Genomic DNA, 25,998 nt, shown 5'->3' with positions numbered 1-25,998 from the left:
CTTACCATCCGTTTGTTCAGGCAATACGATGGAAACAAACGATGAAATACACGCTGATGATCTCTCTACTGGCACCCACTCTGTTGGCGGGCTGCGAACTGGAAAAGAAAGAGGATCCCCCCTTCAAGGGACAACATATCACCGCCGCTTATGACACAGGTGTCGTCTGTCGCCAATTGCAGCAGGAGTGGCAGCAAGATGACATCGCCAGTCAGCTCAGTTGCCACTACCTGACGGTACCGCTGGATTACGACAAGGAGTGGATCGACGTCAAACAGACCAAATGGGAGAAGCGCCCTGCACCCACCACAGCAAGCTCCTTCCTTTCCGGCAACACGACTCGCTTCTCATCCCCTTCCTGGTCAGATAGCACAACCCGGTTCTCGACTCCCTCCTGGTCAAACGGCATCGACCTGGGTCAGGTCAAGCAGGAGACCCGCAAGGTCAAGGGTGACACTATCGATCTCTTCTATGTGCACTATCGCGCCACCGGCGACTATCGCGGCACCCTCTTTTTCAACCCGGGCGACCCCGATTCAGCAACCCCGAGGATAGGCCCCCTGCTCACAGCCCTGCGCAGTGCCGATCCTGACATTCTCAGACATTACGATATCGTCACCATGGATCCCAGAGGGGTTGGTTACAGTGCACTCGGACACGAGCTCAGAAGCTGCCTGCTGAAAGACAAAAACGGCGTCAAACCGGACATGACCCCAAGTGAGCTCGCCAGATTATTCATTGAGCGGGACAAGGGTACCCTGCCGGCGCTGAACAACAGCGGCGATCACGGCAAGGCTCTCAGCAAACTGATACTGGAACGCTGCGACGAGCCATTTCGTCGTTATGCCACCCATCTGGGCTCCCAGGCCATAGTGCAGGACATGAATCGCCTGCGCCAACACCTGGGGCATGACAAGATCACCCCCCTCACCTTCTCCTACGGCACCCGCCTCGCGGCGCTCTACGCCCAGCGCTACCCGAGTCACGTGGCCGATGTGATAGTCGACGCTTCCATGCCTCCGAGCGAGGGTCGCTATCCGGCCATCTTCCGGGAGGATGCCGCCAATGCAGGGCGCGTCTTCAACTGGCGTTTTGGTGCCCAGGCGCTGCAGCGCAGCGTGGAGGTGACCCGGCAGGTGCACGACAAGGGCCAGTATGTCGATAACCAGGGCAATACTCTGGATCACAAGCAGTGGGATGCGATCATGGGAGATGCGCTCACCGGGCAAGAGGTCAACGATCAGCTGGCGTTCTGGCTGCAGGACGATGCCAGCGAACTGCTGGCTCGTCTCGCCAAAGAGCAAGAGGGGAACAATCCCTACGAGGAGATCATGGGCGGTCCCTTCTTCTCCGCGATTCACTGCACCGACAACGGCCAATCTTACCGCTGGCAGGATCTGGATCCGGAAGATGCCAGCTTCCAGGGTGCGGGGGCTTTTATGCTGGATAACAGCTTCCATGCCTGTGCAGATTGGCCCCATCCCCGCAAACCAGTTCCCACTGTGGGCGCCGGAGAGATTGCGCTCCCAGCTGGATCATTGGCGCTGGTACTGGGGGCAGAGTATGACCCCATAACCCCTTTCAGCAATACGCGCCAGATGCAGGCGGCCTTTGGCAGCGCCGCCCGTCTGGTGCGGGTGGAGCAGAGCAACCGGCACGGCCAGCTGTACTCTTCACAGTGCGCCAGGAACGCCCTCAGCACCCTGCTGCTGGGCGACAGGCAAACACTGGTGCGGGAGCAAAGCTGCAAGGCTGATTGAGCAATTGCCCTGCCCCACAAAAAACCAAACAAGAAGCCCGCCGAATTGGCGGGCTTCTTTATCGATGGCACAAAGAGATCAGGCGGCGACCAACTGCTCCAGATCCTGGCGAGTGAGGCGCTTGGCATCGATTTTCACGTACACAGAGCGCTCTGCACTGGCCAGCATCACATCGCTCACCCCATCGCAGGCGCGGATCTTCTGCTCCAGCGCCGGACTCGCCTCCACACCTTCCGGCAGCACGATGCGCAGGCTGCTCACATAAGGGGGCTCCTGCATGGTCAGGCTCACACCGAGCCAGATCAGGGCCAGCAGGGCGCAGCAACCAAACACCAGTGCACCGCCTCCCAGACTGTAAAAGAGCCCGCCCAGGCTGCCACCGAGAGCCACGCCAATAAACTGGCTGGTGGAGTAGACCCCCATGGCGGTGCCCTTGTAACCGGGGGGGGACTCCTTGCTGATGAGGGATGGCAATAGGGCCTCCATTACGTTGAAACCGATAAAGAAGAGCTGCAACCCGGCGAGCAGCCCCCACAGCTGCAACCCGGCCTGCCACAGCACCACTTCGGCGATCAGCATCACCAGCACGCAAGCCTGGAATACCCGCTTCATCTGGCGGTGCTTCTCGGCATAGATGATGAACGGCACCACGCTCACAAAGGCGACCAGCATGGTGACCAGATAGGCCTGCCACTGACTGTCGCGGGGCAGCCCGGCCTGCTCCAGCAGTGGCGGCAACGCCACGAAGCTCGACATCAGCAGGGTATGGACGCACAAAATGCCGAGGTTGAGTTTGAGCAGGCGCGGGTTGGTAAGCACGGTGCGCATCCCTCCCCTGACCATGCTGGACTCGCGGTTGAGCAGATGACTGGTCGGCGTCGGCACCAGCCAGAGAGTGATGCCAATGCCCCCAAGGGCCAGCAAGGCTATCAGCCAGAACAGGCCGGAGAGCCCCAGCGCATGGGTAATAAGGGGGCCCGTCACCATGGCAATGGCGAAGGTGATGCCAAAGCTCACCCCGATAAAAGCCATCGCCTTGGTGCGGTTCTGCTCGCGGGTGAGATCTGACAGCAGCGCCATCACGGCGGCCGAGATGGCCCCGCTGCCCTGCAAGGCGCGACCGAGGATGACCCCCCAGATGGAGTGGGTCAGCGCCGCGATCACGCTGCCCAGCGCAAACACCAGCAGGCCGCCGACGATCAAGGGCTTTCTGCCGATGCGATCGGAGAGCAGGCCGAACGGTATCTGAAACAGCGCCTGGGTCATGCCGTAGATGCCGATGGCAAGGCCGATCAGGGCTTCGGAGGCGCCGGCCAGGGACATACCATAGGTAGTCAGCACCGGCAGCACCATAAACATGCCCAGCATGCGCAAAGAGAAGACGGAGCCGAGCGCCCAGGTGGCGCGGCGCTCGCCCCTCGTCATGGTGAAATCATTCATGATGGCCTCGATAGGTCAAAGAGAGAGAAGAGTGAAGGGGCGGATGACAAGGCACGCCACACCCGAAAAAGCCGACAATGCACCCGTGCCCCGTGGGGCGGGCCTCATAATAACAGAGCCGGGAAGGTTCCCGGCTCTGGATTCTATTGATTTTCCTGGGTTGCATCACAGCCTTGGGGGCTGGAGACACGGACCATCAGGGCAGCATGCTCACCAATACCGGCGTCGCGTCCGGCTGGAAGTCCACCGACATCATCACGCTCAGGCAAGTAATGGTGACGATGGAGAACATGAACAGCTTGCGGGCCCAGAGGGAGTCATCGACCGCCTGCTTGTAACCCGACAGCGCCATGCCCAGCCACCAGACGCTGACCGCCGTCGCCACCACCAGATACTTGTAACCGGCGTAACCGCCGAGAAACAGCATCAGGGTCGGCACCATGAAGGCCAGTATGTAGAGGGTGATGTGGTGTTTGGCCACGACAATCCCCTTCACCACCGGCAGTACCGGAATGTTGGCCGCCTGATAATCCTTGAAGCGGAAGATGGCAATCGCATAGGAGTGCGGCATCTGCCACAGGCTGAAGATCGCCAGCAGTATCAGAGCCCCCGAGTCGAACTGGCCGCTCACGGCGCAGTAGCCGATGACGGGTGGCGCGGCACCCGAAAGGCTGCCAACCAGGGTGCCATAGACAGAATGGCGCTTCATGTAGAGGCTGTAGACCCCCACATAGACAATGAAGCCCAGCACCGCCAGCAAGGCGGCCAACGGATTGGCCGCCCAGTAGAGCAGTGCAATGCCCGCAACACCGAGCGCGCTCGCATACCAGAGCGAGACGCCGGGGGCGATGAGCCCCCTCACCAGAGCGCGGTTTTTGGTACGCTCCATGATGCAGTCGATGTCCCTGTCTATGTAGTTGTTGAACACACAACCGGAGGCCACCACCAGTGAGACACCGGTCATGGTCAGGATGAACAGGGGCACATCCAGGCTCCCCTTGGACGCCAGCAGGAATCCGCCGATAACCGAGATGAGGTTACCGAAGATGATGCCCGGCTTGGTCACTTGCAGGTATTGCTTCATCATCATTGCCAACCTGCTCAGTGAACCATCATGTTGATGTTGAGGTTGTACATGATCCACAGGGAACCCACGACCACGATGGCGATGATGAGCACGGTAAACACCAGTGCCACCAGGTTCCAGCGCTCCTCGGACGAGGTGTTCATGTGCAGGAAGTAGACCAGATGCACGAAGATCTGCACCACCGCCATGGCCACCACTGTGATCAGCATGGTCTGGTGGGTGAAGCCCCCGTCCATCACCATCCAGAACGGGATGGCGGTCAGTATGACTGACAGCACGAAGCCGATCAGATAGCTCTTGGCACTGCCGTGGCTGGCGCCATGATTGTCAACGCTATGAGTGCTCATTTACATTGCTCCCATCAGATAGACCACGGTAAACACGCAGATCCACACCACGTCCAGGAAGTGCCAGAACAGGCTCAGGCACATCAGACGGGAACGGGTGCGATCAGTCAGCCCCTTCTTGGCTACCAGCACCATCATGACGATCAGCCAGATGAGGCCGCTGGTCACGTGGATGCCGTGAGTGCCAACCAGGGTGAAGAAGGCGGAGAGGAAGGCACTGCGATCCGGGCCATAACCCTCGGCAATCAGGTGATGGAATTCGTAGATTTCCATCGCGATGAAGCCGGCGCCCAGCACAAAGGTCACCAGCAGCCAGCCATTGACGGCAGCGGCACGGCCCTTGTTCATGGCCAGCATGGCAAAGCCGAAGGTGATGCTGCTAAACAGCAGCATCATGGTTTCGGCAAACACGAACGGCAGTTCGAAGATGTCCTTGCCGCTGGGGCCGCCGGCGGTGCCGTTGACCAGGACTGCATAGGTTGCAAACAGACATGCAAACAGGATGCAGTCACTCATCAGGTAGATCCAGAAACCGAATACCTTGTTGGCTCCGGCATCATGGTGCCCATGGTCATGGGCACCCTCGTGAGTGTGATGTAGAACGTCGGTCGCCATGGCGTCACGCCCCCTTGTTGATGTTGGCAAAATGCTGACCTTCGATGCGTTCGATCTCGTCAACCTGCACGTAGTAGTCCACATCATCGTTGAAGCTGTGGATGATCCAGGTGGCAATCATGGCGACGAAGGCGGCAATCGCCATCCACCAGATGTGCCAGATCATGGCAAAGCCGAACAGGGCACTGAAGCCTGCGATGATGACACCCGCCCCTGTGTTTTTGGGCATGTGGATCGGCGCATACTGCTTGGGTTGCTGATAGGCGATGCCGTTTTGCTTGGCTTCCCAGAATGCATCCAGACCTGTGATGGTCGGCTCGATGGCGAAGTTGTAGAAGGGCGGCGGTGAAGAGGTCGCCCACTCCAGGGTACGGCCACCCCAGGGATCGCCAGTCAGATCGCGATTCTTCTCGCGGTCACGGATACTGACCACCACCTGGATCACCTGGCACAAGACGCCAATGGCAATCAGGCCGGCACCCACGGCGGCCACGACCAGCCAGGGGTGGAAGGCCGGATCAAGCTGCTGGCTGACCCGACGGGTCATGCCCATGAAGCCCAGCACGTAGAGCGGCATGAAGGCCACGAAGAAGCCGACAATCCAGAACCAGAAGGAGCGCTTGCCCCAGGTTTCATCCAGGGTGAAGCCGAACGCCTTGGGGAACCAGTAGGTGATACCGGCGAAGCAGCCAAACACCACGCCGCCGATGATGACGTTGTGGAAGTGGGCGATCAGGAACAGGCTGTTGTGCAGCACGAAGTTCGCAGCCGGTACCGACAGCAGTACCCCCGTCATGCCACCTATGGTGAAGGTGATGATGAACCCTATGGTCCACAGCATGGGCGAGGTGAACTCGATGCGACCACGGTACATGGTGAACAGCCAGTTGAAGATCTTCACCCCGGTCGGGATGGAGATAATCATGGTAGTGATGCCGAAGAAGGCATTCACGTTGGCGCCGGACCCCATGGTAAAGAAGTGGTGCAACCAGACGATGAAGGAGAGCACGGTAATGGCGATGGTCGCCCACACCAGCGAGGTGTAACCGAACAACTTCTTCTTGCAGAAGGTCGCCACCACTTCCGAGAAGATCCCGAACACCGGCAGTACCAGGATATACACCTCGGGATGGCCCCAGGCCCAGATGAGGTTGATGTACATCATCATGTTGCCACCCATGTCATTGGTAAAGAAATGGGTGCCGAGGTAACGGTCAGCGGTGAGCAGTGCCACAGTGACGGTCAGGATCGGGAAGGAAGCGATGATCAAAATGTTGGCGCACAAGGCAGTCCAGGTGAACACCGGCAGACGCATCATGGTCATGCCGGGGGCACGCATCTTGATGATGGTGGCGAAGAAGTTGACGCCGGTCAGCAAGGTACCCAGCCCCGAGATCTGCAGACTCCAGATCCAGTAATCCACCCCGACACCAGGGCTGTATTCCAGGCCCGAGAGTGGCGGATACGCCAGCCAGCCGGTCTGGGCAAACTCGCCGACCGCCAGGGAGACGTTGATCAACACAACGGCGGCGGCGGTGAACCAGAAGCTGATGTTGTTGAGGAAGGGGAAGGCCACATCACGGGCACCGATCTGCAGCGGCACCACTATGTTCATCAGACCTATTACCAGCGGCATGGCCACGAAGAAGATCATGATGACACCGTGAGCGGTGAAGATCTGGTCGTAGTGGTGGGGCGGCAAAATGCCATCGCCACCGGCCGAGGCCATCACCTGCTGGGTACGCATCATCACCGCATCGGCAAAGCCGCGCAGCAGCATGACCATGCCGAGGATCAGATACATGACCCCCAGACGCTTGTGGTCGACCGAGGTGAACCACTCTTTCCACAGATACTGCCACTTGCCAAAATAGGTGATCAGCCCGGCAAGGCCGAGGCCACCCAGAATGATACCGGCCACAGTCACCATGATGATGGGTTCATGGTACGGAATGGCATCGAGCGTTAATTTTCCAAACATCAGTTATTCCTCGGATCCCGCTTTCACAGAGTTGTCATCCGTCGGCATCGTCATATGATGCCCGGCATGATCCATTTGTGTGTCATGCGCCATGGCGTCATGGTTCATTGTTTGCTGATCCATGGTGGTGTGATCCATGGTCTCGCCGTGCGCCATCCCTTTATGCTCACCGTGGCCCATGTCACCCATGAACTTGTTGATCAGGTTGACGAACAGTGCCGGATCGGCGCTGGAGAAATACTCCACAGGATGGTATTCGGTCGGCTTGGCCAGGGCATCGAACTCCGCCATTGTGGTGAGCTGCTTGGGCGACTGTTTCACCTTGGCGACCCAGGCGTCGAAACCTGCCTGATCCTGCGTAGCGATGGCCTTGAACTTCATCCCGGAGAAACCGGCACCGCTATAGCTGCTGGAGATGCCGTCATATTTCCCGGCTTCATTGGCGATGAGATGCAGCTTGGTCTGCATACCGGCCATGGCATAAATCTGCCCGCCCAGTTTGGGAATGAAGAAGGAGTTCATGACGGTGTCAGACGTCACCCGGAAATTCACCGGCGTGTTGACCGGGAAGGCCAATTCATTGACCGAGGCAATCCCCAACTCCGGGTAGACAAACAACCATTTCCAGTCGAGGGAAATAACATCAACCAGGATCGGTTTGACCTCGGAATCGAGCGGCTTGTAAGGGTCCAGCTCGTGGGATGTTTTCCAGGTGATGGTCGCCAGAATGACGACGATAATGACGGGAACGGTCCAGACAACCGCTTCAATCTTGTTGGAGTGAGACCAATCCGGGGTATATTTGGCGTCGGTATTGGATGCCCTGTATTTACGGGCAAATACCACTGCCATAATAATCACAGGGATCACCACAATTAACATCAGCCCCAAGGCGGTTAATATCAGTGATTTCTGCTCCAGACCAATCTGCCCTTTGGGGTTCATCAACGCCATGTCGCAGCCGGTCAGCAAGCTGGCCGATGCGATCAACAGCAAAGCACCCAAGCCCCTCTTTAATTCAAAAGGTCTCATGCAGTGTCCTCATCATTCGCAGGCGTAAAGGTATAAAAAAAGCGCATCATTATATTGCATTGAGAATGGATGTAAACAAGGTGGGAAATTAATCTGCAAGTTGTTTTCTGTTTGGAGGTGACCTGTGATGTATGTTAATGCCTTGACAGCCGCCACTTTCACAAGACTGTGCAATTATTAACCAGCAACATTGATTTCATTTCAATCAGAATTAGCTCAGCAAGTGAACAGTCAGTTTTAAACCCTTTATTTAATGCGGTTAAATGACTTTTCCTGTATTTACGTCAGCTGCAATCGGCCCTGTTTTCAACAATGGAAATAACCACATAAAAAGCAGATATAAAGACTCTTACAGACCCTTAATTAATCAAAATACATTCCAGTTAATTCCATGCTCTTGGTGAGACTATCTCCTGAACATACCTGTCTCATGCATTTCATCGGGTCTGCTTCATCACAACCGTCATCATCTTGTTTAATAAGTTATTATCAAACCCATGGACTCCATCCGGATATGGCGTTAGGTTGCGCCCCTTCGTTGCCAAGCCAGTAACGAAACCGACCCTATCCCATTCCCCATTTGACTCTTCATACCACAGGGATTGCCATGAGTATCACACGCAGAGACTTTCTCAACGGCGTAGCCATCACCATAGCGGCAGGCATAGCCCCCATCAATCTGTTGCAGGCGGCAGAGGGCGGCAAGGCGCTGGCCGACAAGACGCTTGCCTATCCGCCCGCCCTCACAGGGTTGCGGGGCAACCACCCGGGCTCCTTTGAACCGGCCCACAGCATAGCCCGCGACGGCAAGCAGTATGACTTCGCCAATGTTCCCCTCGAGGGGGAGTATGATCTGGTGATCGTCGGTGCCGGGATCAGCGGTCTGGCCGCCGCCTGCTTCTATCAACAGTTGCTCGGCGCGGATAAAAAGATCCTGCTGCTCGACAACCACGACGACTTTGGCGGCCACGCCAAGCGCAACGAATTCACCACGCCCGATGGCCTGCGGCTGGGTTACGGCGGCAGTGAATCCCTGCAATCGCCGCGCTCCGTCTACAGCCCCATCGCGCTCGGCCTGCTCAAGACGCTCGAGGTGAACATCGACGAACTGGCCGCCGGCTTCCAGCAGACCTTCTATCCGGATCTGGGCCTGAGCCGCGGCGTCTACTTCGACGAGAAGCACTTTGGCGTCAACAAGGTGGTGAGCGGTGACCCTGGCCACAACGTGGCCGACGACATCCCCCGGGATCGCCTCAACGGCCGCCCCCTAGCCGAATTCATCGGTGACTTCCCGCTCAATGAGCGCGACCGTGCAGCCTTGCTGGCCCTGCACGAAGAGAAGATCGACTACCTCAGTGGCATGAGCCGGGAGGAGAAAGACCTCTGGATGACCCGCAACAGCTACACCAGCTTCCTGCGAGACAAGGTGGGTCTGAGCGAGCGTGCAATCACTTACTTCCAGCAGCGCACCAACGACTTCCAGGCGGTCGGTATCGATGCCACCGCCTGCGCCGATGCGCGGCTCTGTGCACTACCTGGCTTCGACGGGCTGGATCTCACTCCTCTCGATGCCGAGGAGCAGGCAGAGCTGGACGATCCCTACATCTTCCACTTCCCGGATGGCAACGCCGGCCTCACTCGTCTGATGGTGCGCAAGCTGATCCCGCAGGTGGCGCCGGGCCACACCATGCAGGATGTGGTACTGGCCAAGTTTGACTACGGCAAGCTCGATCTGCCGGAGCACAAGGTGCAACTGCGCCTTGGCAGCACGGCGCTGCAGGCGAAGAACATCCGCCGCACCGATGGCAGCAATGGGGTGGATGTCACCTACATCAAGGAGGGCAAGCTCCATAGGGTGCGGGCCAAACAGTCAGTCATGGCCGGCTACAACATGATGATCCCCTACATGGTGCCCGAGATGGCGGAGCCCCAGAAGGAGGCGCTGCGCCAGAACGCCAAGGCGCCGCTGGTCTACACCAAGGTGGTGATCAAGAACTGGCAATCCTTCGTCAAGCTGGGAGTGCACGAGGTCTACTCCCCCGCGGCGCCCTACAGCCGGGTCAAGCTGGACTACCCGGTCAACCTCGGCGGCTATGAGCATCCCAAGAATCCGAATCAGCCCATGTGTCTGCACATGGTCTATGTGCCGACCCTGCCGGGCAGCGGCCTGTCGGCTCGCGAACAGTCCCGCAAGGGACGCGCCATGATCCTCGGCATGCCGTTCGAGCAGCACGAACAGATGATCCGCGAACAACTGCAGGGAATGCTGGGCAGTGCCGGTTTCAACCATGAGCAGGACATCCTCGCCATCACGGTCAACCGCTGGTCCCACGGCTACTCCTACATCACCAATACCCTGTTTGATGACGAGGCGCAGTGCGAAAAATGGATTGAGCTGGGTCGTCAGCCCATCGGCAACATCACTATCGCCAACTCCGACTCGGACTGGAGCCCCTACGCCCACTCCGCCATCGATCAGGCCTGGCGCGCGGTCAACGAGCTGGTCGCCATGCAAAAAGGAGGTGCCCAATGATCCGCGCCCTGTCACTGACCGCCACCGCCCTGCTGGCAGCCATGGCGGCCCAACCCGCACAGGCGGGCTCCGCCATGTCGGCAGGCGAGTATATTTCCAAGCTGGGGGATTGCGCCGCCTGCCACACCAGCGAGGCCAGTGCCCCGCTTGCCGGTGGCAAGGGCTTCCCGACCCCCATAGGCACAGTGTTCGCCACCAACATCACCCCCGACAAGACCCACGGCATCGGCAACTACAGCCTGCCGGAGTTCATCAAGGTGATGCGCGAAGGGGTGGCCCGGGATGGTCACCAGCTCTATCCGGCCATGCCCTACACTGCCTACGCCAAGATGAGCGATAAGGATCTTGAAGATCTCTATCACTACCTGATGAAGGAGGTTCCCCCGCTGGCGGTGGCCAACAAGGAGAGCGACATCCCCTGGCCGCTCAATATGCGCTGGCCGCTGATGGGCTGGAACTGGCTCTATCACGATGACAGTCGCTTCACCCCGGTAGCGGGCAAGAGCGAGCAGTGGAATCGCGGCGCCTATCTGGTGCAGGGTGCCGGTCACTGTGGCAGCTGCCACACCCCGCGCGGGCTCGGCATGCAGGAAAAGGCCCTGACCGAGGCAGACCCCCTCTATCTGAGCGGTGCAACGCTCGATGGCTGGTATGCCCCCAATATCCGCGGTGCCCGGTACGACAAGCAGGCGATCATCGATCTGCTGAAAACCGGCCTCAGCCAGCATCAGGCCGTTTCTGGCCCCATGGCGGAAGTGATCACTCACAGCAGCCAGTACTTCAGCGACGCCGATCTGGCCAGCATCGCCACCTATCTCACCGAGCTCAGTGACGACACGCCGGTGAGTCAGGGCAACCGGGCCTACGCCAGCGCGGGCGGAAAGGCAGACTACGCCATGTACTGCTCGACCTGTCACGGGGTCAACGGTGAGGGCAATGACCATGTCATTCCTTCACTGGTGGGCAACCAGACTGTGCTGGCCGATGATCCGGCCAGCCTGCTCAACGTGCTGCTGCACGGCGCCGAGACCCCGATCACTCAGGGCCATATCGGCTACCACATGCCAGGTTATGGCTGGACCCTCAACGACGAGCAGATGGCCGAGCTGGCCAATACGCTGCGCGCCTCCTGGGGCAATGAAGGGGCCGCCATCAAACCGGCAGCCGTCAAGGCCCAACGTGAGCTGCACGAGTAGCGCGACTGCTGACCTTCGCCATAAAAAACGGGCCTCCCATGGAGGCCCGTTTGCTGTGTGCCATCAGGGCGTCAGCCCTTGCGGGACTTGGGACCTTGGGTGGACACAGCTGACTGGTGGTAATCGGCGTAAGGGAAGATATTGCGAAAACGCTGGGCGACTGGCTCAGGGATCGAACGGGAGAAGACCAGCTTGATCCCGTGTCCGTCCCGCTGACCCAGGATGCGGCCCCGCACGGGATCGTGGTGCAGGATCTGCCGGGCCTGGGCCAAAAACGCGGGGGATACCTTGCCCCGCTTGACCACCACCTTGTCCGCTTGCAACCGGATCTCGAACAGGGCTCCCCGCCCCAGCGTCATCAACCACCCGATCAGGGCAATTGCCACCAACAAGGATAACCAGGCCATCTCTTCCCTCCTAACGACTCAGTGTCAGCACGTCACTCCAGGCTATTTCCACCCCCGCTGACGTCTTGCTGTCAGACAGTATAAGCGGCCCCACTCGCGGAATGTTTGGTGCGGATCACAGCCGTCGACTCACCTTGCGTTCAGTCACCCTACACAGGTCAGCAATCCTTGCCCCAGGCCACCAGGGTGTCGCGATAGAGCGCCAGCAGCGCCTGATCCCGTACCGCTACCCCCACATGCTGGGCACGATAGTCGGCCCAGCCGTCATGAGGATGGGATTTGTCATCGAACTTTTGCAGGGTATGACCGATGGCGGGGCCACTGTTGATCACCCGCACAGGCCCCTTTCTCAGGGTGAACAGAGTCGGATCGATCACGTAGGCGATGGCGGAGGGATCATGTACGTGGCAACCATCCAGGCCGATGCGCTCCGAGTAGAAGCGCAGATAGAAACGGCTCACCTCCCACAGGAAGCGGCCCGGCTCCCCCGCCTCATCGCGCAGCGCATCCAGATAGCCACTGCTGAAGAAGCTCTGCTGGGTCACATCCAGCCCTATGATCACCACGGGCCAGTTGGCGGTAAACACCCGGTCGGCGGCATCGGGATCGTCGTGGATATTGGCCTCGGCATAGGGGGTGACGTTGCCGCGATGACCGTTGACGCCAAAGGCACCGCCCATCACCACCACCTGCTTCACCAACCCGGTGATCTCCGGTGCCTCCTGCAGCGCCAGCGCCAGGTTGGTGAGCGGCCCTATGGTGACCAGGGTGATCTCGCCGGGGGCGGCTTTCACCGCGTCGACTATGTATTGCCACGCCGGGCGGGCATCCGGGGCGAGACTCACCTCCCCGGCCTCGACATCGCCGAAACCACTCGGGCCGTGCACGACAGTGGTCGGCCCCACGGGATCGCGCAGCAGCGGCGCGGCCGCGCCCTGGGCGACATCCGCCTTCATGCCGTACTTCTGCTTGAGCCAGAGTGCATTGCGGGTGCCATTGTCGATGGTGGCGTTGCCAAAGACGGTAGTGATGGCGATGAGATCGATGGCGGGGTGCGCCTCGGCAAACAGAATTGCCATGGCGTCGTCGATACCCGGGTCGGTATCCAGAATGATTTTGTGGCTCATAGGGCCTCCAGACAACAACGGAGCTGCCAGTGTAACGACACTCTGCCCGTTTAACAGCGCTGTGATCACACCCTGACGATTGCCTTCCCCCGGACCGGGTCGAGTGGCGTCTTCTTGAGCAGAACGGGTGGCAGAGACAGGCCGGTAACCTGACAGCCGGCCTGCACAGCGAAAGAGTGCTGAAATAGTGGGCAACCGGACGGCCGCGGATAGCTGCCGCCTTGTGAGCCGCCGTGCGGAATGGTATCACTTGGCCTCATTGACCACTTATCTCACCCACCTGCCGAGGCGCCATTGTGATCACCCTGATTAAAGAGTCGGACCAGCTGAAGATGCCCTGGAAGAACAAGCAGGGCACCACAGCCCAGATCCTCATCTCTCCCAGGGGAGCGACTCTGGACAAGCTCGACTTTGACTACCGGCTGAGCTCGGCCCCCATCAAGGAAGCCGGTGTATTCTCCCGGTTCCCGGGTTATCAGCGCATCCTGCTGCCCGTCAGCGGCGCCGGCTTCGTGCTCAACGGCCACCCTTACGCGACCCTGGAGGCGGCCCATTTCAGCGGGGATGACGAGACCCACTGCGCCTTGCTGAAAAAAGAGGTGACGGATCTGGGGCTCATCTACGATCCCTCGCGCATCAGCGCCAACGTACGGGTGCTCAATCTGCCGTTTCCCCTCACCCTGACCCTGGAGGCCGACAAAACCTACCTCTGCCATCTGCTGAGCGGTCAGCTCACGGTTCAGGATCATACCCTGGCGGTCAACGACACCCTGGTGGTGACCGGCGAGGAGAGCATACGGCTGGAGTGCCAGAAGAAGACCGCCATCGCCTTCTTTACCCTGCAAGCCAGATAAGGGAGAGGCCCGCGCAGGCCATTGGAGACGGGATCACCGTTTGGGGGCGCGGCCCCCGCTGTCGAGACAGGCCTGCATGGTGTCGTAGGGAACATAGTGCTTGGTGCGGCTGTAGTAGGTGCCGCCCTGGGGGTGGCAGATGCCGTTGCGGCTCTTCTTGACCGGGGGCTCAGCCGCCAGCGCCAGGGCGCACACAAGCATTAGACAACAGCTGACAACCCATTTGACTGCGCTCATCACTCACATCCATTCAGTGTCCGGGCCAGCAGGCCCCGCTTGCGGCCTATTTTATCCCGTCCAAGGCGCGGCCACTCCTTGCCAGATCACGAAATGAATCATTTATTCAATCGCTTGGCTTATCTACATCCGCGATCGATACAAGATTTGCGCATCATAAAAAAGCCGGGGCAGCCCGGCTTTTTCTTCATGACAAACAGCACAAGCGGCTTAGCCGATCTTGAAGCTGCCCTTCATCATGGCAAAGTGGCCGGGGAAGGAGCAGAAGAAGGTGAGGTCTTTACCGGCCAGCTCGTCGGTTTTGAAGGTCACGCTGGTACTCTCACCGCCGCCAATCATCTTGGTGTGGGCCAGCACCCGCGGATCATCCTTGGGCAGGTAGTTGTTGTCGGCACCGGCGCTCATGCCGGCGGTGGCGACAGTCTGATAGTCGGCGGTGTTCGACAGCACCCAGTTGTGGCCCATGGCGGTCACCGGCATCTTGCCTGTGTGGTTGAGGGTCACTGTCACCTCTTTGCAGGTCGCCGGTACGCTCATCTCTTTGAGGTTGAACTGCATGGCATCATTGCCTTCGATGACCAACGCGCACTCATCGGCCAGAGCCGGGGCCGCCAGGGTGCTCAGAAACAGCAGGGTAATCGCCTTTTTCATCATCTTCTCCTTTGATTGGCAATAAATGGCAACACAATTGCCTCAGGCTGTGATCCACAACGGGCAAAGATGCTGTCAAAATCGACCTTATTCTACTCAAGTGTTGTCAATCGGCTATGGCTTTAGTGCAAAGCTGCGGGTCAAGTCACCAGATTGACCTTATTAACAACAGACCTTGAGCCTGAATGGATACGCACCCGCCTCGTCATAGGCCCACCTGTGTTTAATTTTGTCCGCGATTTTGTGCGCCAGACGCTCGCCACCCGCCAACCTCTTGGCTAAGCTGGCGCCCCTATGGCACAACGCCCTGTTTGAGATAGAGATGTTGCTTATGTCGTTCACCTCCATGTCGGCCCTGCGTGGCCTGCTGTTACCTCTGGTGCTGATGTTGACCGCCTGCCAGCCAGCCCCCACCCAGACCCGCATTCAGGGTCAAACCATGGGCACCTACTATGTGGTGACGGTGAACGATCTCTATCCGGGCGGTGAAGCAGAGCTGAAGCGTGAGCTGGATGCCCTGTTGGCGCGGATGAACAAGGAGATCTCCACCTATGACAAGAGCTCCCTCATCTCCCGCTTCAACCAGGGGCCAGCCAACAAGCCCATGATGATTCCGGCCACCATGGCAACCATAGTGCAACAGGGCATTGATACGGGACACCTCAGTCAGGGCAAGCTGGATGTCACAGTGGGCCCTCTGGTCAACCTCTGGGGATTCGGGCCGGACATGCGCCCGCTCAAGAAACCCAGTGACGCACAGATCGCCAAGGCGCGTCAGAGAGTGGGTATCGACAAACTGACCCTGACCCCGCAGGGGGATCACTTCCTGCTCAGCAAGGCAATCCCGGATCTCTACCTCGATCTCTCTACCCTGGGGGAAGGCGCCGCATCGGATGAAATCGCCGTGTTGCTAGAGCACAAGGGAGTCCACAACTACCTCATCGAAGTGGCGGGCGCAGTGCGCAGCAAAGGCAACAACAGCAAGGGCAAGCCCTGGCGCGTCGCCATTGTCAAACCGGCGGATCAACCCGGCGCCTTCTCCGATGTTGTGACCCCCAATGGCATGGCCCTCAGCACCGCAGGCAGCTATCGCAACTACTACGAGCTCGATGGTCAGCGTTACTCCCACATTATCGACCCGGCAACAGGCGCCCCCGTGACCCACAAGCTGGTCTCCGCCAGCGTGATGGCCAACACAGCGCTGGAGGCCGACGCCCTCGATACAGCACTCATGGTGATGGGGCCTGATCAGGCAATGGCCTTCGCCAAAGAGCATCAGCTGGCGGCCTATCTCATCATCAAGACGGAGCAGGGCTTTACCGCGAAATTCACCCCCCAGTTTGCCCCTTATCTGGTGCAAGAGAAGCCATAAGCCGTATGGCCCCGCTGAAAAACAGCGGGGCCGGCCCATGTTCAATTGCCTGTCTGCGCGCTTTGGTGGCACACTTCTGTTATCCGCCCGTAGCGCCTTGACCCTGACAGATGCAGACACCGGAACCCGAAGCAGAGAAAAAAGCCCAGCCCAAGCCCAAACGCATCTTGCTGGTCAACGAACAGCGATCCTTTCAGGTGATGATGAAGGCCATGTTGATCAACCTGGGCATCAATCGCATCACCTATGTCAATTCGGCCGAGGAAGCCCGGCGTCGCTGTCAGAAAGAGACCTTTGACATCTATCTGCTCGACTACGAACTGGGGGGCGGCGAGAACGGGCGTCAACTGCTGGAAAGTCTGCGGGATCAGCATCTCATCCCCCCCCAGAGCGTGGTGATCATGGTGAGCGCTGACAGCTCCCGCGCCATGGTGCTGAGTGCGCTGGAGGCCGAGCCCGACGAATACCTGATGAAGCCCTTCTCCCAGGAACAGTTTTCGTTTCGCCTCAAGCGTGCCCTCGCCCGCCGTCAGGCGCTGGAGAGCGTCTTTACCGCCCTGGCCAAGGACGACCTGCCTGCTCTGCTGGCCATCTGTGCCGAGCGAGCCGATGCGGTGCCCCGCTTTGCCAATTTCTGCCGCTGCCTGCAAGCCGATACCCAGCTCAAGCTGGGGCAGGTCAAGGAGGCGCGCAGCCTGATGCGCCAACTGCTGGCTGGCCAGGAGAACAGCTGGGCCCGGCTGACGCTGGGCAAGGCGTGCCACACCCTGGGCCTGAACGAGGAGGCCGTGAGCCACCTGCAGGCCACCCTCAAGAATACCCCGCTGATGGTGGAGGCCCACATGTGGCTGGCAGAATCCCAGCTGGCCCTTGGCAATAGCGAGCTGGCCCAGCAGGAGCTCAAGCGAGCGGTGGATATTTCGCCCCAGTCGGTGCAGCTCTCCCGCCGGCTGGCAGAAGTGTGCCTGCTGCGTCACGACTACGCCCAGGCCAAGGATGTATTGCTGTCCCTCATCGACCTGTCGCGCAACTCCATCCATCGCACCCCTCACTATCTGGGGGCCTATATCCAGACCCTGACCCTGTACGCCCTCAACAGCAACGACAGCTACCACATCGCCAATCTGCAGAAACAGGTGAATTCGGCCCTGTCTCGCATCCGCGATTCGCTGATGATGGCGGAGTTCAACTATCCGGTGTTCGAGCAGATCTGCCAGGCCAGGGTGCAGATCGCCCTGGGGGAGCTGCTCAAGGGCAAGAAGATGCTCTATCGCGCCAACCAGAACTGGCTCGATCAACCGGCCACCATGCCCCCCAGCCTGCTGGGCGAGACCATACTGGCCCTCTACCAGCTCGGCGAATTCGAATACGCCGAGAGCCTGCAGGCACTGCTGGCGGAAGATGAAGACAGGCTGCTCACCACCTGCATCCAGGCCACCCGCGATGACAAAACAGTGCTGGAGCGGCGTCAGCGTTACCAGCAGCTCAACGATCTCGGTATCAAGGCCTATCAGAGCGGTGAACTGGAGCAGGCCCTCGGCCACTTTCGCGAGGCCCTGCGCCGCGCCCCCGCCAATACAGGTGCTGCCCTCAACAAGATCCAGGTGCTGCTGCAACTGATGCAGAAGAATCGCAAGAGCCCGGAGTTTGGCGCCGAGTGCAAGGAGACGCTGGAGGTGCTGGACGGCATCCCCCTCAACCCCACCCAGCAGGATCGTTTTCGCAAGCTGCGTCAGGAGTTTACCCAGCTCAGCTGACCCAAGAGCGGCTCCCCTCGCCTATGCTGATACAGACTCGGCGAGGGGAGGAGAACCGCAATGGCGATGTGTCGATATCTGGTGGCGGACGGGCGTCACTGCAGCGAGGAGGCAGGGGAGCACGAGCTGTGCCGCTGGCACGATCCCCACGCCGATCATCAGGATCCCCAGACGGCGCATGAGCTTGAGCACTACATTCATCAGGGCGGTCTGTGCCACGGCCTGCAACTGGCCCGTGCCAACCTGGCCGGGCTCAATCTGGTGAAGAAGGGAGCACCGCAGGGCTTCTTGCTGGAGCAGTGCAACTTCTATCGGGCCAACCTGCAAGGTGCCCACCTCTACGGCATTCGCATCAAGGGCGGCAGCCTGATGAAGGCGGATCTCAGTGACGCCAACCTCCACTGCGCCGAACTCGACGACGTCAATCTGCTCGGCATCCGCTGGCACAACACCCGCCTCGACAACCTCGACACCGGCAAACGACTGATGCAGGAGCGGCGCGGACGCAGCGAGCGGGATCCGGCGCAAGCCCGCATCTGGTTCAAGGAGGCCGAAGAGACCTACCGGGATCTGCGCAAGGCCTCGGAGGCGCAAGGCATCTTCACCATGTCCGGCCGCTACATACAGCGGGAGCTCACCATGCGCCGCCTGCAGCTGCCGCTCTGGTCAATCCAGAGATTCACCTCCTGGATAGTCGATCTCTTCTGCGGCTACGGCGAGGCGCCGATGCGGGTGGTGCTCTTCTCCCTGCTGCTCATCTTCATCTGCAGCATCTTCTACTTCTTCTTCGGCCTGAGCTTCCAGGGTGAGCACCTTATCTACCAGCCCGGCGCCCCCTTCGAGCAAAACGCCATCTTCCTGCTCGAATGCCTCTACTACAGCGTGGTGACCTTCACTACCCTGGGGTATGGCGACTTCACTCCCGTCGGCCTGTCGCGGATCTTCGCCGCCTTCGAGGCCTTTACCGGCAGCTTCACGCTGGCGCTGTTTGTGGTGGTGTTCGTGAAAAAAATGACCCGTTGAGTGGCGCCGCCCTCCCCGGCTAACGTTGGCGCCGGGGCAAGCGCCCATGCAAGCGGGGCCAAGCCGGCCCCTGAACTTGCATCCGCGGCGGATTCCTAGTCCAATAGCGACTTATAAAAATGACATGAGCATCCCTGACATGAAGATCATCTCTTTTAATATCAATGGCCTGCGCGCCCGCCTTCATCAGCTGCAAGCCATCATCGACAAACACCAGCCGGATGTGATCGGCCTGCAGGAGATCAAGGTACACGACGAGGCCTTCCCGCTGGCAGACGTGGAAGCCATGGGCTATCACGTGGAATTCCACGGTCAGAAGGCCCATTACGGGGTGGCTATCATGAGCAAGCAGAAGCCGGTCGAGGTACAAAAAGGCTTCCCTACCGATCCGGAAGATGCCCAGCGCCGCATGATCATGGCGACCTTCAAACGGGAGGATGGCTCCCTCATCAAGGTGATGAACGGCTACTTCCCGCAAGGGGAGAACCAGGATCACGAGACCAAGTTCCCGGCCAAGCAGAAGTTCTACGAGGACTTGCAGCACTATCTGGAGACTCACCACACCCCGAATGATCAACTCGTGCTGATCGGGGATGTGAATATCTCCCCCACGGATCTCGACATCGGCATCGGCGAGGCAAACCGCAAACGCTGGCTGCGAGAGGGCAAGTGCTCCTTCCTGCCCATCGAGCGCGAATGGATGGAACGCCTGAAAGGCTTCGGCCTGACCGACACCTTCCGCGCCGCCAATCCCACGGAGTGCGAACGTTTCTCCTGGTTTGACTACCGTTCAAAGGGCTTTGACGAGAACCGCGGCCTGCGCATCGATCTCATCATGGCCTCCGATGCCCTCAAGGACACAGTGACCGAGACCGGCATCGACTACGAGCTGCGCGGTATCGAGAAACCCTCCGACCACGCTCCCATCTGGGCCACCTTCGCCTGATCCCGGTAGCCTGGCATCCTGTCGCCCCTGACCCTGAGCCCCCGCCGATGCGGGGGCTTTTTTGTTCGCAATTCCGCCATTTCTTAATCCATATCAACTCTTTGACAGAGGGGGCTTGCCACGCCTTGACCTTCACCTTTCGGTAAGGTTTACATTCGGCCCATCTGTCGCAGGGAAACCACCCATGTTGTCATCGAGATTGCCCACAGAGCTCATCGCCCGGCTGTTGCTGGGGCTGCTGCTCGTCTGCAATCTCACCCTCTGCATTAGCTGGCATGGCGCCACGGTCGACGAAGGCGCTGCCCAGTCCCCGGATACCATGATGATCATGAGCGGCAACGCCGAGACCTCCCCGGCCATGCAGAGCCTCCCCTGCCACGATGGCCAGGCCAGCACCCAGAGCCAGGGAGATTGCCAGATGCACGGCGGCCTCACCTCGCCAATCGGGGCCGGCCTGCCACTGCTGGCCGCGCTACTGACCTTGCTCGCCCTCCCCCTTTTGCTGCTGCCCCATCTGGGGATCGCCAGCCATCTGTTCGATCACTGGCTGCGGGATCCCTTCCTGCGCAGCCGCGGTACTCATCCCCCCTCCTGGCCCCGCCGACATCTGATGCTGTCGGTGCTGCGCCACTAGAAGGATCTTCTCCCGTGCATGGGACAAGGCTGACCTTGCCCGACACTGCACGTCCTTGCCTGACCCTGTGACGGCTGGCACCGCCAGCAATAGCAGGGAGCCGTGCGTCCGCTGACTCGTCAGCAACGCCCCGTTTGCCGCCCAGCCTGTGTGATCTGCTGCGATAGATGCAGCAACCAGACGCTCGTTATGCGTCTGTCACCATCACAAGCCGGCGGCCTGACAGAAGAGAAGATGCACATGTCATCTGCCCGATTGACCGAGCCAGTTGCCGCTCACCCTTGCACCATTAGCGCCCGCCTGATGCAGGTCGGAGGTTCCCTATGAGCCATAAATCAAGCCAAAAGCTGCTTGTCTCAGCCCTACTGCTGGCCCTCGGGGCCGGTGGCGGCTACTGGGCCGCCAAACAGACTGGCGACGGTGCAACCGCCAAAGAGAAGACGCCCCTTTACTGGGTCAACCCCATGGATCCCCGCGACAAGCGCGACGGCCCGGCCAAGGACAACATGGGGATGGACTTTATCCCCGTCTATGAGGAGCAGAAAAACGGCTCGCCGGGCACCGTCACCATCAGCCCCGAGATCCAACAGAACCTGGGGGTGCGGCTAGCCAAAGTCGAAAAACTGCCCATCCACCAGCAGATCGAGACGGTGGGCTATGTCGGTTATGACGAAGATCGGCTGGAGGCCATCAACGCCCGCATGGCGGGCTGGATCCGTACCCTCGCCATCAAGAGCGAAGGGCAGAGGGTCACCAAGGGGAGCCTTATCTACGAGCTCTACGCGCCGGATCTGGTCAACGCCCAGCACGAGTACCTGCTCGCTCTCAACACCGCCAACCCGCTGCTGCTGCGCGCCGCCGAGGGCAAGCTCAAGTCCCTGCAGGTGCCGGCGGATCAAATCGCCGCCCTCAAGCGCAGCCGTCAGGTGCGCGAAACCATTGGCATTTACGCCCCCAGCAGCGGCTATGTCTCGGAGCTCAAGGTGCGCGAAGGGCAGTATGTGGAGCCCGCCGCCGCCCTGTTCAACATCAGCACCCTGCAGCAGGTGTGGGTCAGTGCCGAGGTGTTCGAGCGTCAAGCCGCCCAGCTGAAAGTGGGGGATCCGGTCACCATGACCCTCGACTATGCTCCCGGCCGCAGTTGGCAAGGTAAGGTGGATTACCTCTATCCGACCCTGGATGCGGCCACCCGTACCCTCAAGGTGCGGCTGCGCGTTGACAACCCGGACGAGTTTTTGAAGCCCAACATGTTCGCCAAGGTGGCCATTCGCACCGGCCAGGGGGAACCCCGGCTGGTGGTACCGAGCGAAGCGGTGATCCGCACCGGCAACCAGGACAGGCTGGTGCTGGCGCTGGGGGATGGCAACTTCAAGTCGGTCGCCGTCACCCTGGGCCCCCAATTTGGTGACAAGGTCGCCATCGAGGAGGGGGTCGAAACGGGTGACAGCATCGTCAGCTCGGCCCAGTTCCTGCTCGATTCGGAATCTGCCATCGATTCGGACTTCCAGCGTATGACGGCGGTACGCCCGGCGCAGGTGTGGACCCAAGGTACGGTACAGAGCATCGATCTGACCAGCCGCACCCTGATGGTGGCCCACCAACCCATCCCCGAGTGGCAGTGGCCCGCCATGGAGATGGAGTTCACCGTGGCCGACGAGGTCGACATCAGCAAGCTGGCAGAGGGGCAGACCCTCCATCTGCAGGTGATGCAGGAGGGGGATGAGTACCGCATCACCACCATCCATCAGGAGCAAGCGCCGGCAAGCGGCGATGCCACCAAGCCTGCGGCGGGTGAAATAGAGACGATGGAAGGCATGGACCATAGCCAGCATCAGATGGCGATGCCCCAGATGGAGAAGAAGTCATGATCCCTTCCATCATTCGCTGGTCCGTGGGCAACCGCTTTCTGGTGCTGCTGTTGACCGTCATGCTCACCGCCTGGGGGCTCTGGTCAGTGAAGCAAACCCCGGTGGACGCCCTGCCGGATCTCTCCGACGTGCAGGTGATCATCAAGACCTCCTACCCGGGTCAGGCGCCCCAGGTGGTGGAGGATCAGGTGACCTACCCGCTTACCACCGCCATGCTGGCGGTGCCGGGGGCCACCACGGTGCGCGGCTACTCCTTCTTCGGCGACTCCTTCGTCTATGTGCTGTTTGACGACAACACCGACCTCTACTGGGCCCGTGCCCGGGTGCTGGAGTATTTGAGCCAGGTGGCCCCCAATCTGCCCGCCTCCGCCCGCCCCCAGCTCGGCCCCGATGCCACCGGGGTAGGCTGGGTCTATCAGTACGCCCTGGTGGACAGAACCGGCAAGCATGATCTCAGCGAGCTTACCTCGCTGCAAAACTGGTTCCTCAAGTACGAGTTGCAGACGGTGAATGGCGTCTCCGAGGTCGCCACCGTCGGCGGCATGGTGCGCCAGTATCAGGTACGGGTCGACCCCGACAAGCTGCGTGCCTACGGCATTCCGCTCTCCCTTATCGAGACCGCCATCAAACAGGGCAACCAGGAGACAGGCGCCTCCGTCATCGAGATGGCGGAAGCTGAGTACATGGTGCGCTCGAATGGCTATCTCAAAAGCGTGGAAGACCTCAAGCAGATCCCGCTCGGCACCACTGTGCGCGGCGCCCCGCTGCTGCTGGGGGATGTGGCGGATGTGGTCACCGGCCCCCAGATGCGGCGCGGTATCGCCGAGCTCAACGGCGAAGGGGAAGTGGTGGGCGGCATCATTGTGATGCGCTATGGCGAGAATGCCCAGCACACCATAGACGGGGTCAAGGCGCGGCTGGCGGAGCTGAAGAGCAGCCTGCCGGAGGGGGTGGAGGTGGTCACCGTCTACGATCGTTCCGACCTTATCCAGCGCGCCATCGACAACCTCTCCGGCAAGTTGCTGGAGGAGTTTGCCGTGGTGGTGCTGGTCTGCGTCGCCTTCCTGTTCCACCTGCGCTCGTCACTGGTGGTGGTCATCACCTTGCCCATCGCCATTCTGGTGGCCTTTATCGTGATGCACCTGCAGGGGATCAACGCCAACATCATGTCGCTCGGCGGCATTGCCATCGCCATCGGCGCCATGGTGGATGGCGCCATCGTGATGATCGAAAACGTCCACAAGCACATGGAGCGGGAGGCGCTCACCGATAAGAACCGCTGGCGCATCATCACCGAGGCGAGCATCGAGGTTGGGCCCGCCATCTTCTTCTCCCTGCTCATCATCACAATGAGCTTTTTGCCGGTGTTTGCGCTGGAGGCGCAGGAGGGGCGGATGTTCCATCCGCTGGCCTACACCAAGACCTACGCCATGGCCGCCGCCGCGGCGCTCGCCATCACGCTCGTTCCAGTCATGATGGGCTATTTTATTCGCGGCAAAGTGCTGGCTGAGCAGGCCAATCCTCTCAACCGTGGCTTGAGCCAGGCCTATATACCGCTGCTGAAGGCCGTGCTGGCGCGCCCCAAGACCACGCTGGCCGCCGCACTGCTGGTGACGGTGGCGGGCTTCTGGCCACTCCAGTATCTGGGCTCCGAGTTCATTCCGCCGCTCGATGAGGGGGACATAATGTACATGCCCACCACAGCGGCCAATATCTCGGTGGGCAAGGCGCGGGAAATTTTGCAGCAAACCGACAAGCTGATCCGCACCGTGCCCGAGGTGCAGAACGTGTTCGGCAAGGCGGGGCGCGCCGAGACCGCCACAGACCCAGCCGATCTGGTGATGATGGAAACCAGCATCCAGCTCAAGCCCCGCGACCAGTGGCGCCCCGGCATGACGCCGGAGAAGCTGAAAGAGGAGCTGGACTCCCTCATCCGCTTCCCCGGCCTCACCAACGCCTGGGTGCCTCCCATCAAGACTCGCATCGACATGCTGGCCACCGGCATCAAGACCCCGGTCGGCATCAAGATTGCGGGGCCGGACCTCAAGGTGATCCAGCAGCTCGGCCAGCAGCTTGAGCAGATTGTCGGCAAGGTGGAGGGCGCTGCATCCGTCTACGCCGAGCGGGTGGCGGGTGGCCGCTACGTCAAGGTGGATATCGACCGGCTCAAAGCGGCCCGCTACGGCCTCAATATCGCCGATGTGCAGGCGGTGCTCGCCACCGCGGTGGGCGGCATGGAGGTGGGCCAGACCATAGAGGGGCGTGAGCGCTACCCCATCAACCTGCGCTACCCCCAGAGCTATCGCGACTCGGTAGCCAGCCTGGAGCTGCTGCCGCTGGTCACCCCCAAGGGGGAGCGGATCGCGCTGGCGGACGTGGCCAGGGTTTACATCAGCGACGAAGCCCCCATGCTCAGAAGCGAAAACGCGCGGCTAAACGGCTGGGTCTACGTCGATATCCGCGACCGCGATATCGGCTCTTTTGTCGCACAGGCCAAGGCCGAGGTTAACAAGAAGCTGGTGCTGCCGGCGGGCTATGCCCTCACCTGGTCCGGGCAATACGAATACATGGAGCGGGCCAAGGCGCGCCTCGCCTACGTGGTGCCATTGACCGTCGCCATTATCGTGCTGCTGCTCTATCTGGCGTTTCGCCGCTTCCAGGAGGTGCTGCTCATTCTCACCACCTTGCCGCTCGCGGTAGTGGGCGGGATCTGGACCCTCTGGCTGCTGGATTTCAACCTCTCGGTGGCGGTGGGGGTGGGCTTTATCGCCCTGGCCGGGGTGGCGGTGGAGACAGGCGTGCTGATGCTGGTCTACCTCAACCACGCCTGGGATGACCTCATCGCCAGCGGCAAGCCGGACAAGGCGGGTCTGCATCAAGCCGTGATCCACGGCGCCGCCCTGCGCCTGCGCCCCAAGATGATGACGGTGGTGACCATCATCGCCGGCCTCTTGCCCATCATGTGGAGCCAGGGCACTGGTTCTGAAGTGATGCAGCGCATCGCCGCGCCGATGATCGGCGGCATGGTGAGCGCCCTGGTGCTGACCCTGCTGGTGCTGCCCGCCGCCTACTACCTGTGGCGCAGCCGCAGCCTTGGCAAACAAGCCGACCAACCAGCCGACTAACCCTTT

At 60.3% G+C, this 25,998-nt stretch carries 21 protein-coding genes; 11 read left to right on the top strand and 10 right to left on the bottom strand.

Annotated features, from left to right (window positions below):
* The first annotated feature begins 41 nt into the window (after positions 1–41).
* A complete protein-coding gene (locus AACX78_RS08220; RefSeq protein WP_159165895.1) occupies positions 42–1,760 on the top strand; it encodes an alpha/beta fold hydrolase in 1,719 nt (572 codons plus the stop codon).
* 78 nt (positions 1,761–1,838) lie between these two features.
* Here the strand turns inward: AACX78_RS08220 and AACX78_RS08215 are convergent, their stop codons facing one another.
* The 6 genes from AACX78_RS08215 to cyoA all read right to left on the bottom strand — a co-directional run bounded on the left by AACX78_RS08215 (position 1,839) and on the right by cyoA (position 8,262).
* Positions 1,839–3,200 (bottom strand): MFS transporter, encoded by a 1,362-nt coding sequence (locus AACX78_RS08215; protein ID WP_159165894.1) that lies wholly within the window; start codon positions 3,198–3,200, stop codon positions 1,839–1,841.
* Between the two features lie 196 nt (positions 3,201–3,396).
* The gene (cyoE, locus tag AACX78_RS08210; protein ID WP_159165893.1) at positions 3,397–4,290 is read right to left on the bottom strand and encodes a heme o synthase; all 894 of its coding nucleotides are present in this window, start codon (positions 4,288–4,290) and stop codon (positions 3,397–3,399) included.
* Between the two features lie 11 nt (positions 4,291–4,301).
* Positions 4,302–4,634 (bottom strand): cytochrome o ubiquinol oxidase subunit IV, encoded by a 333-nt coding sequence (locus AACX78_RS08205; RefSeq protein WP_005312705.1) that lies wholly within the window; start codon positions 4,632–4,634, stop codon positions 4,302–4,304.
* Positions 4,635–5,249 carry a cytochrome o ubiquinol oxidase subunit III gene (locus AACX78_RS08200; protein ID WP_159165892.1) on the bottom strand — a complete coding sequence of 205 codons (615 nt, stop codon included), beginning with the start codon at positions 5,247–5,249 and terminating at the stop codon, positions 4,635–4,637. It abuts the gene before it with no gap.
* 4 nt (positions 5,250–5,253) lie between these two features.
* Positions 5,254–7,230, bottom strand: coding sequence for a cytochrome o ubiquinol oxidase subunit I (cyoB, locus tag AACX78_RS08195; RefSeq protein ID WP_159165891.1), 1,977 nt, complete (start codon positions 7,228–7,230; stop codon positions 5,254–5,256).
* A gap of 3 nt (positions 7,231–7,233) precedes the next feature.
* Complete coding sequence (gene cyoA, locus AACX78_RS08190) at positions 7,234–8,262, bottom strand: cytochrome o ubiquinol oxidase subunit II (protein WP_159165890.1); 1,029 nt, start codon at positions 8,260–8,262, stop codon at positions 7,234–7,236.
* Between the two features lie 607 nt (positions 8,263–8,869).
* Between cyoA and AACX78_RS08185 the strand changes: the two genes are divergently transcribed.
* Positions 8,870–10,795 (top strand): NAD(P)-binding protein, encoded by a 1,926-nt coding sequence (locus AACX78_RS08185; RefSeq protein ID WP_159165889.1) that lies wholly within the window; start codon positions 8,870–8,872, stop codon positions 10,793–10,795.
* Complete coding sequence (locus tag AACX78_RS08180) at positions 10,792–11,991, top strand: c-type cytochrome (protein WP_111588090.1); 1,200 nt, start codon at positions 10,792–10,794, stop codon at positions 11,989–11,991. The genes AACX78_RS08185 and AACX78_RS08180 overlap by 4 nt, the downstream gene beginning before the upstream one ends.
* Positions 11,992–12,062: 71 nt before the next feature.
* Here the strand turns inward: AACX78_RS08180 and AACX78_RS08175 are convergent, their stop codons facing one another.
* Entirely contained in the window at positions 12,063–12,398 is a 336-nt protein-coding gene (locus tag AACX78_RS08175) for a DUF3634 family protein (RefSeq protein WP_201302815.1), read from the bottom strand.
* Positions 12,399–12,556: 158 nt separating this feature from the next.
* Complete coding sequence (locus AACX78_RS08170) at positions 12,557–13,525, bottom strand: nucleoside hydrolase (RefSeq protein WP_059113949.1); 969 nt, start codon at positions 13,523–13,525, stop codon at positions 12,557–12,559.
* A 296-nt stretch (positions 13,526–13,821) separates the two neighbouring features.
* On the opposite strand from AACX78_RS08170, the gene AACX78_RS08165 reads away from it, so the two are divergent.
* Positions 13,822–14,379: a HutD family protein gene (locus AACX78_RS08165; RefSeq protein WP_159165888.1), complete on the top strand. Its 558-nt coding sequence runs from the start codon at positions 13,822–13,824 to the stop codon at positions 14,377–14,379.
* A gap of 33 nt (positions 14,380–14,412) precedes the next feature.
* On the opposite strand, the gene AACX78_RS08160 is transcribed toward AACX78_RS08165, so the two are convergent.
* Together AACX78_RS08160 and azu are read right to left on the bottom strand one after the other, a co-directional pair.
* The gene (locus AACX78_RS08160; RefSeq protein ID WP_059113944.1) at positions 14,413–14,616 is read right to left on the bottom strand and encodes a hypothetical protein; all 204 of its coding nucleotides are present in this window, start codon (positions 14,614–14,616) and stop codon (positions 14,413–14,415) included.
* Between the two features lie 210 nt (positions 14,617–14,826).
* Positions 14,827–15,267, bottom strand: a complete 441-nt coding sequence (azu, locus tag AACX78_RS08155; RefSeq protein WP_159165887.1) for an azurin — start codon at positions 15,265–15,267, stop codon at positions 14,827–14,829.
* A gap of 331 nt (positions 15,268–15,598) precedes the next feature.
* Here azu and AACX78_RS08150 point away from each other — a divergent pair, with 331 nt between their 5' ends.
* From AACX78_RS08150 to AACX78_RS08120, 7 genes are all read left to right on the top strand, one after another.
* Positions 15,599–16,639, top strand: coding sequence for an FAD:protein FMN transferase (locus AACX78_RS08150; RefSeq protein WP_159165886.1), 1,041 nt, complete (start codon positions 15,599–15,601; stop codon positions 16,637–16,639).
* A 110-nt stretch (positions 16,640–16,749) separates the two neighbouring features.
* Positions 16,750–18,396, top strand: coding sequence for a tetratricopeptide repeat-containing response regulator (locus AACX78_RS08145; protein ID WP_159165885.1), 1,647 nt, complete (start codon positions 16,750–16,752; stop codon positions 18,394–18,396).
* A gap of 60 nt (positions 18,397–18,456) precedes the next feature.
* Positions 18,457–19,419 carry an ion channel gene (locus AACX78_RS08140; protein ID WP_099993992.1) on the top strand — a complete coding sequence of 321 codons (963 nt, stop codon included), beginning with the start codon at positions 18,457–18,459 and terminating at the stop codon, positions 19,417–19,419.
* A gap of 139 nt (positions 19,420–19,558) precedes the next feature.
* A complete protein-coding gene (gene xthA / locus AACX78_RS08135; protein ID WP_021138035.1) occupies positions 19,559–20,365 on the top strand; it encodes an exodeoxyribonuclease III in 807 nt (268 codons plus the stop codon).
* A gap of 184 nt (positions 20,366–20,549) precedes the next feature.
* Complete coding sequence (locus tag AACX78_RS08130; protein ID WP_159165884.1) at positions 20,550–20,999, top strand: hypothetical protein; 450 nt, start codon at positions 20,550–20,552, stop codon at positions 20,997–20,999.
* 323 nt (positions 21,000–21,322) lie between these two features.
* Positions 21,323–22,867 carry an efflux RND transporter periplasmic adaptor subunit gene (locus AACX78_RS08125; RefSeq protein ID WP_159165883.1) on the top strand — a complete coding sequence of 515 codons (1,545 nt, stop codon included), beginning with the start codon at positions 21,323–21,325 and terminating at the stop codon, positions 22,865–22,867.
* Positions 22,864–25,992: an efflux RND transporter permease subunit gene (locus AACX78_RS08120; protein ID WP_159165882.1), complete on the top strand. Its 3,129-nt coding sequence runs from the start codon at positions 22,864–22,866 to the stop codon at positions 25,990–25,992. The genes AACX78_RS08125 and AACX78_RS08120 overlap by 4 nt, the downstream gene beginning before the upstream one ends.
* The last annotated feature ends 6 nt before the right edge of the window (positions 25,993–25,998 follow it).

It is taken from the genome of Aeromonas sp. 9A (genome assembly GCF_963900955.1).
Lineage (GTDB): Bacteria > Pseudomonadota > Gammaproteobacteria > Enterobacterales > Aeromonadaceae > Aeromonas > Aeromonas salmonicida.
Note: the sequence above shows the minus strand (reverse complement) of the source record. Positions and strands in the feature narration are given on the sequence as shown.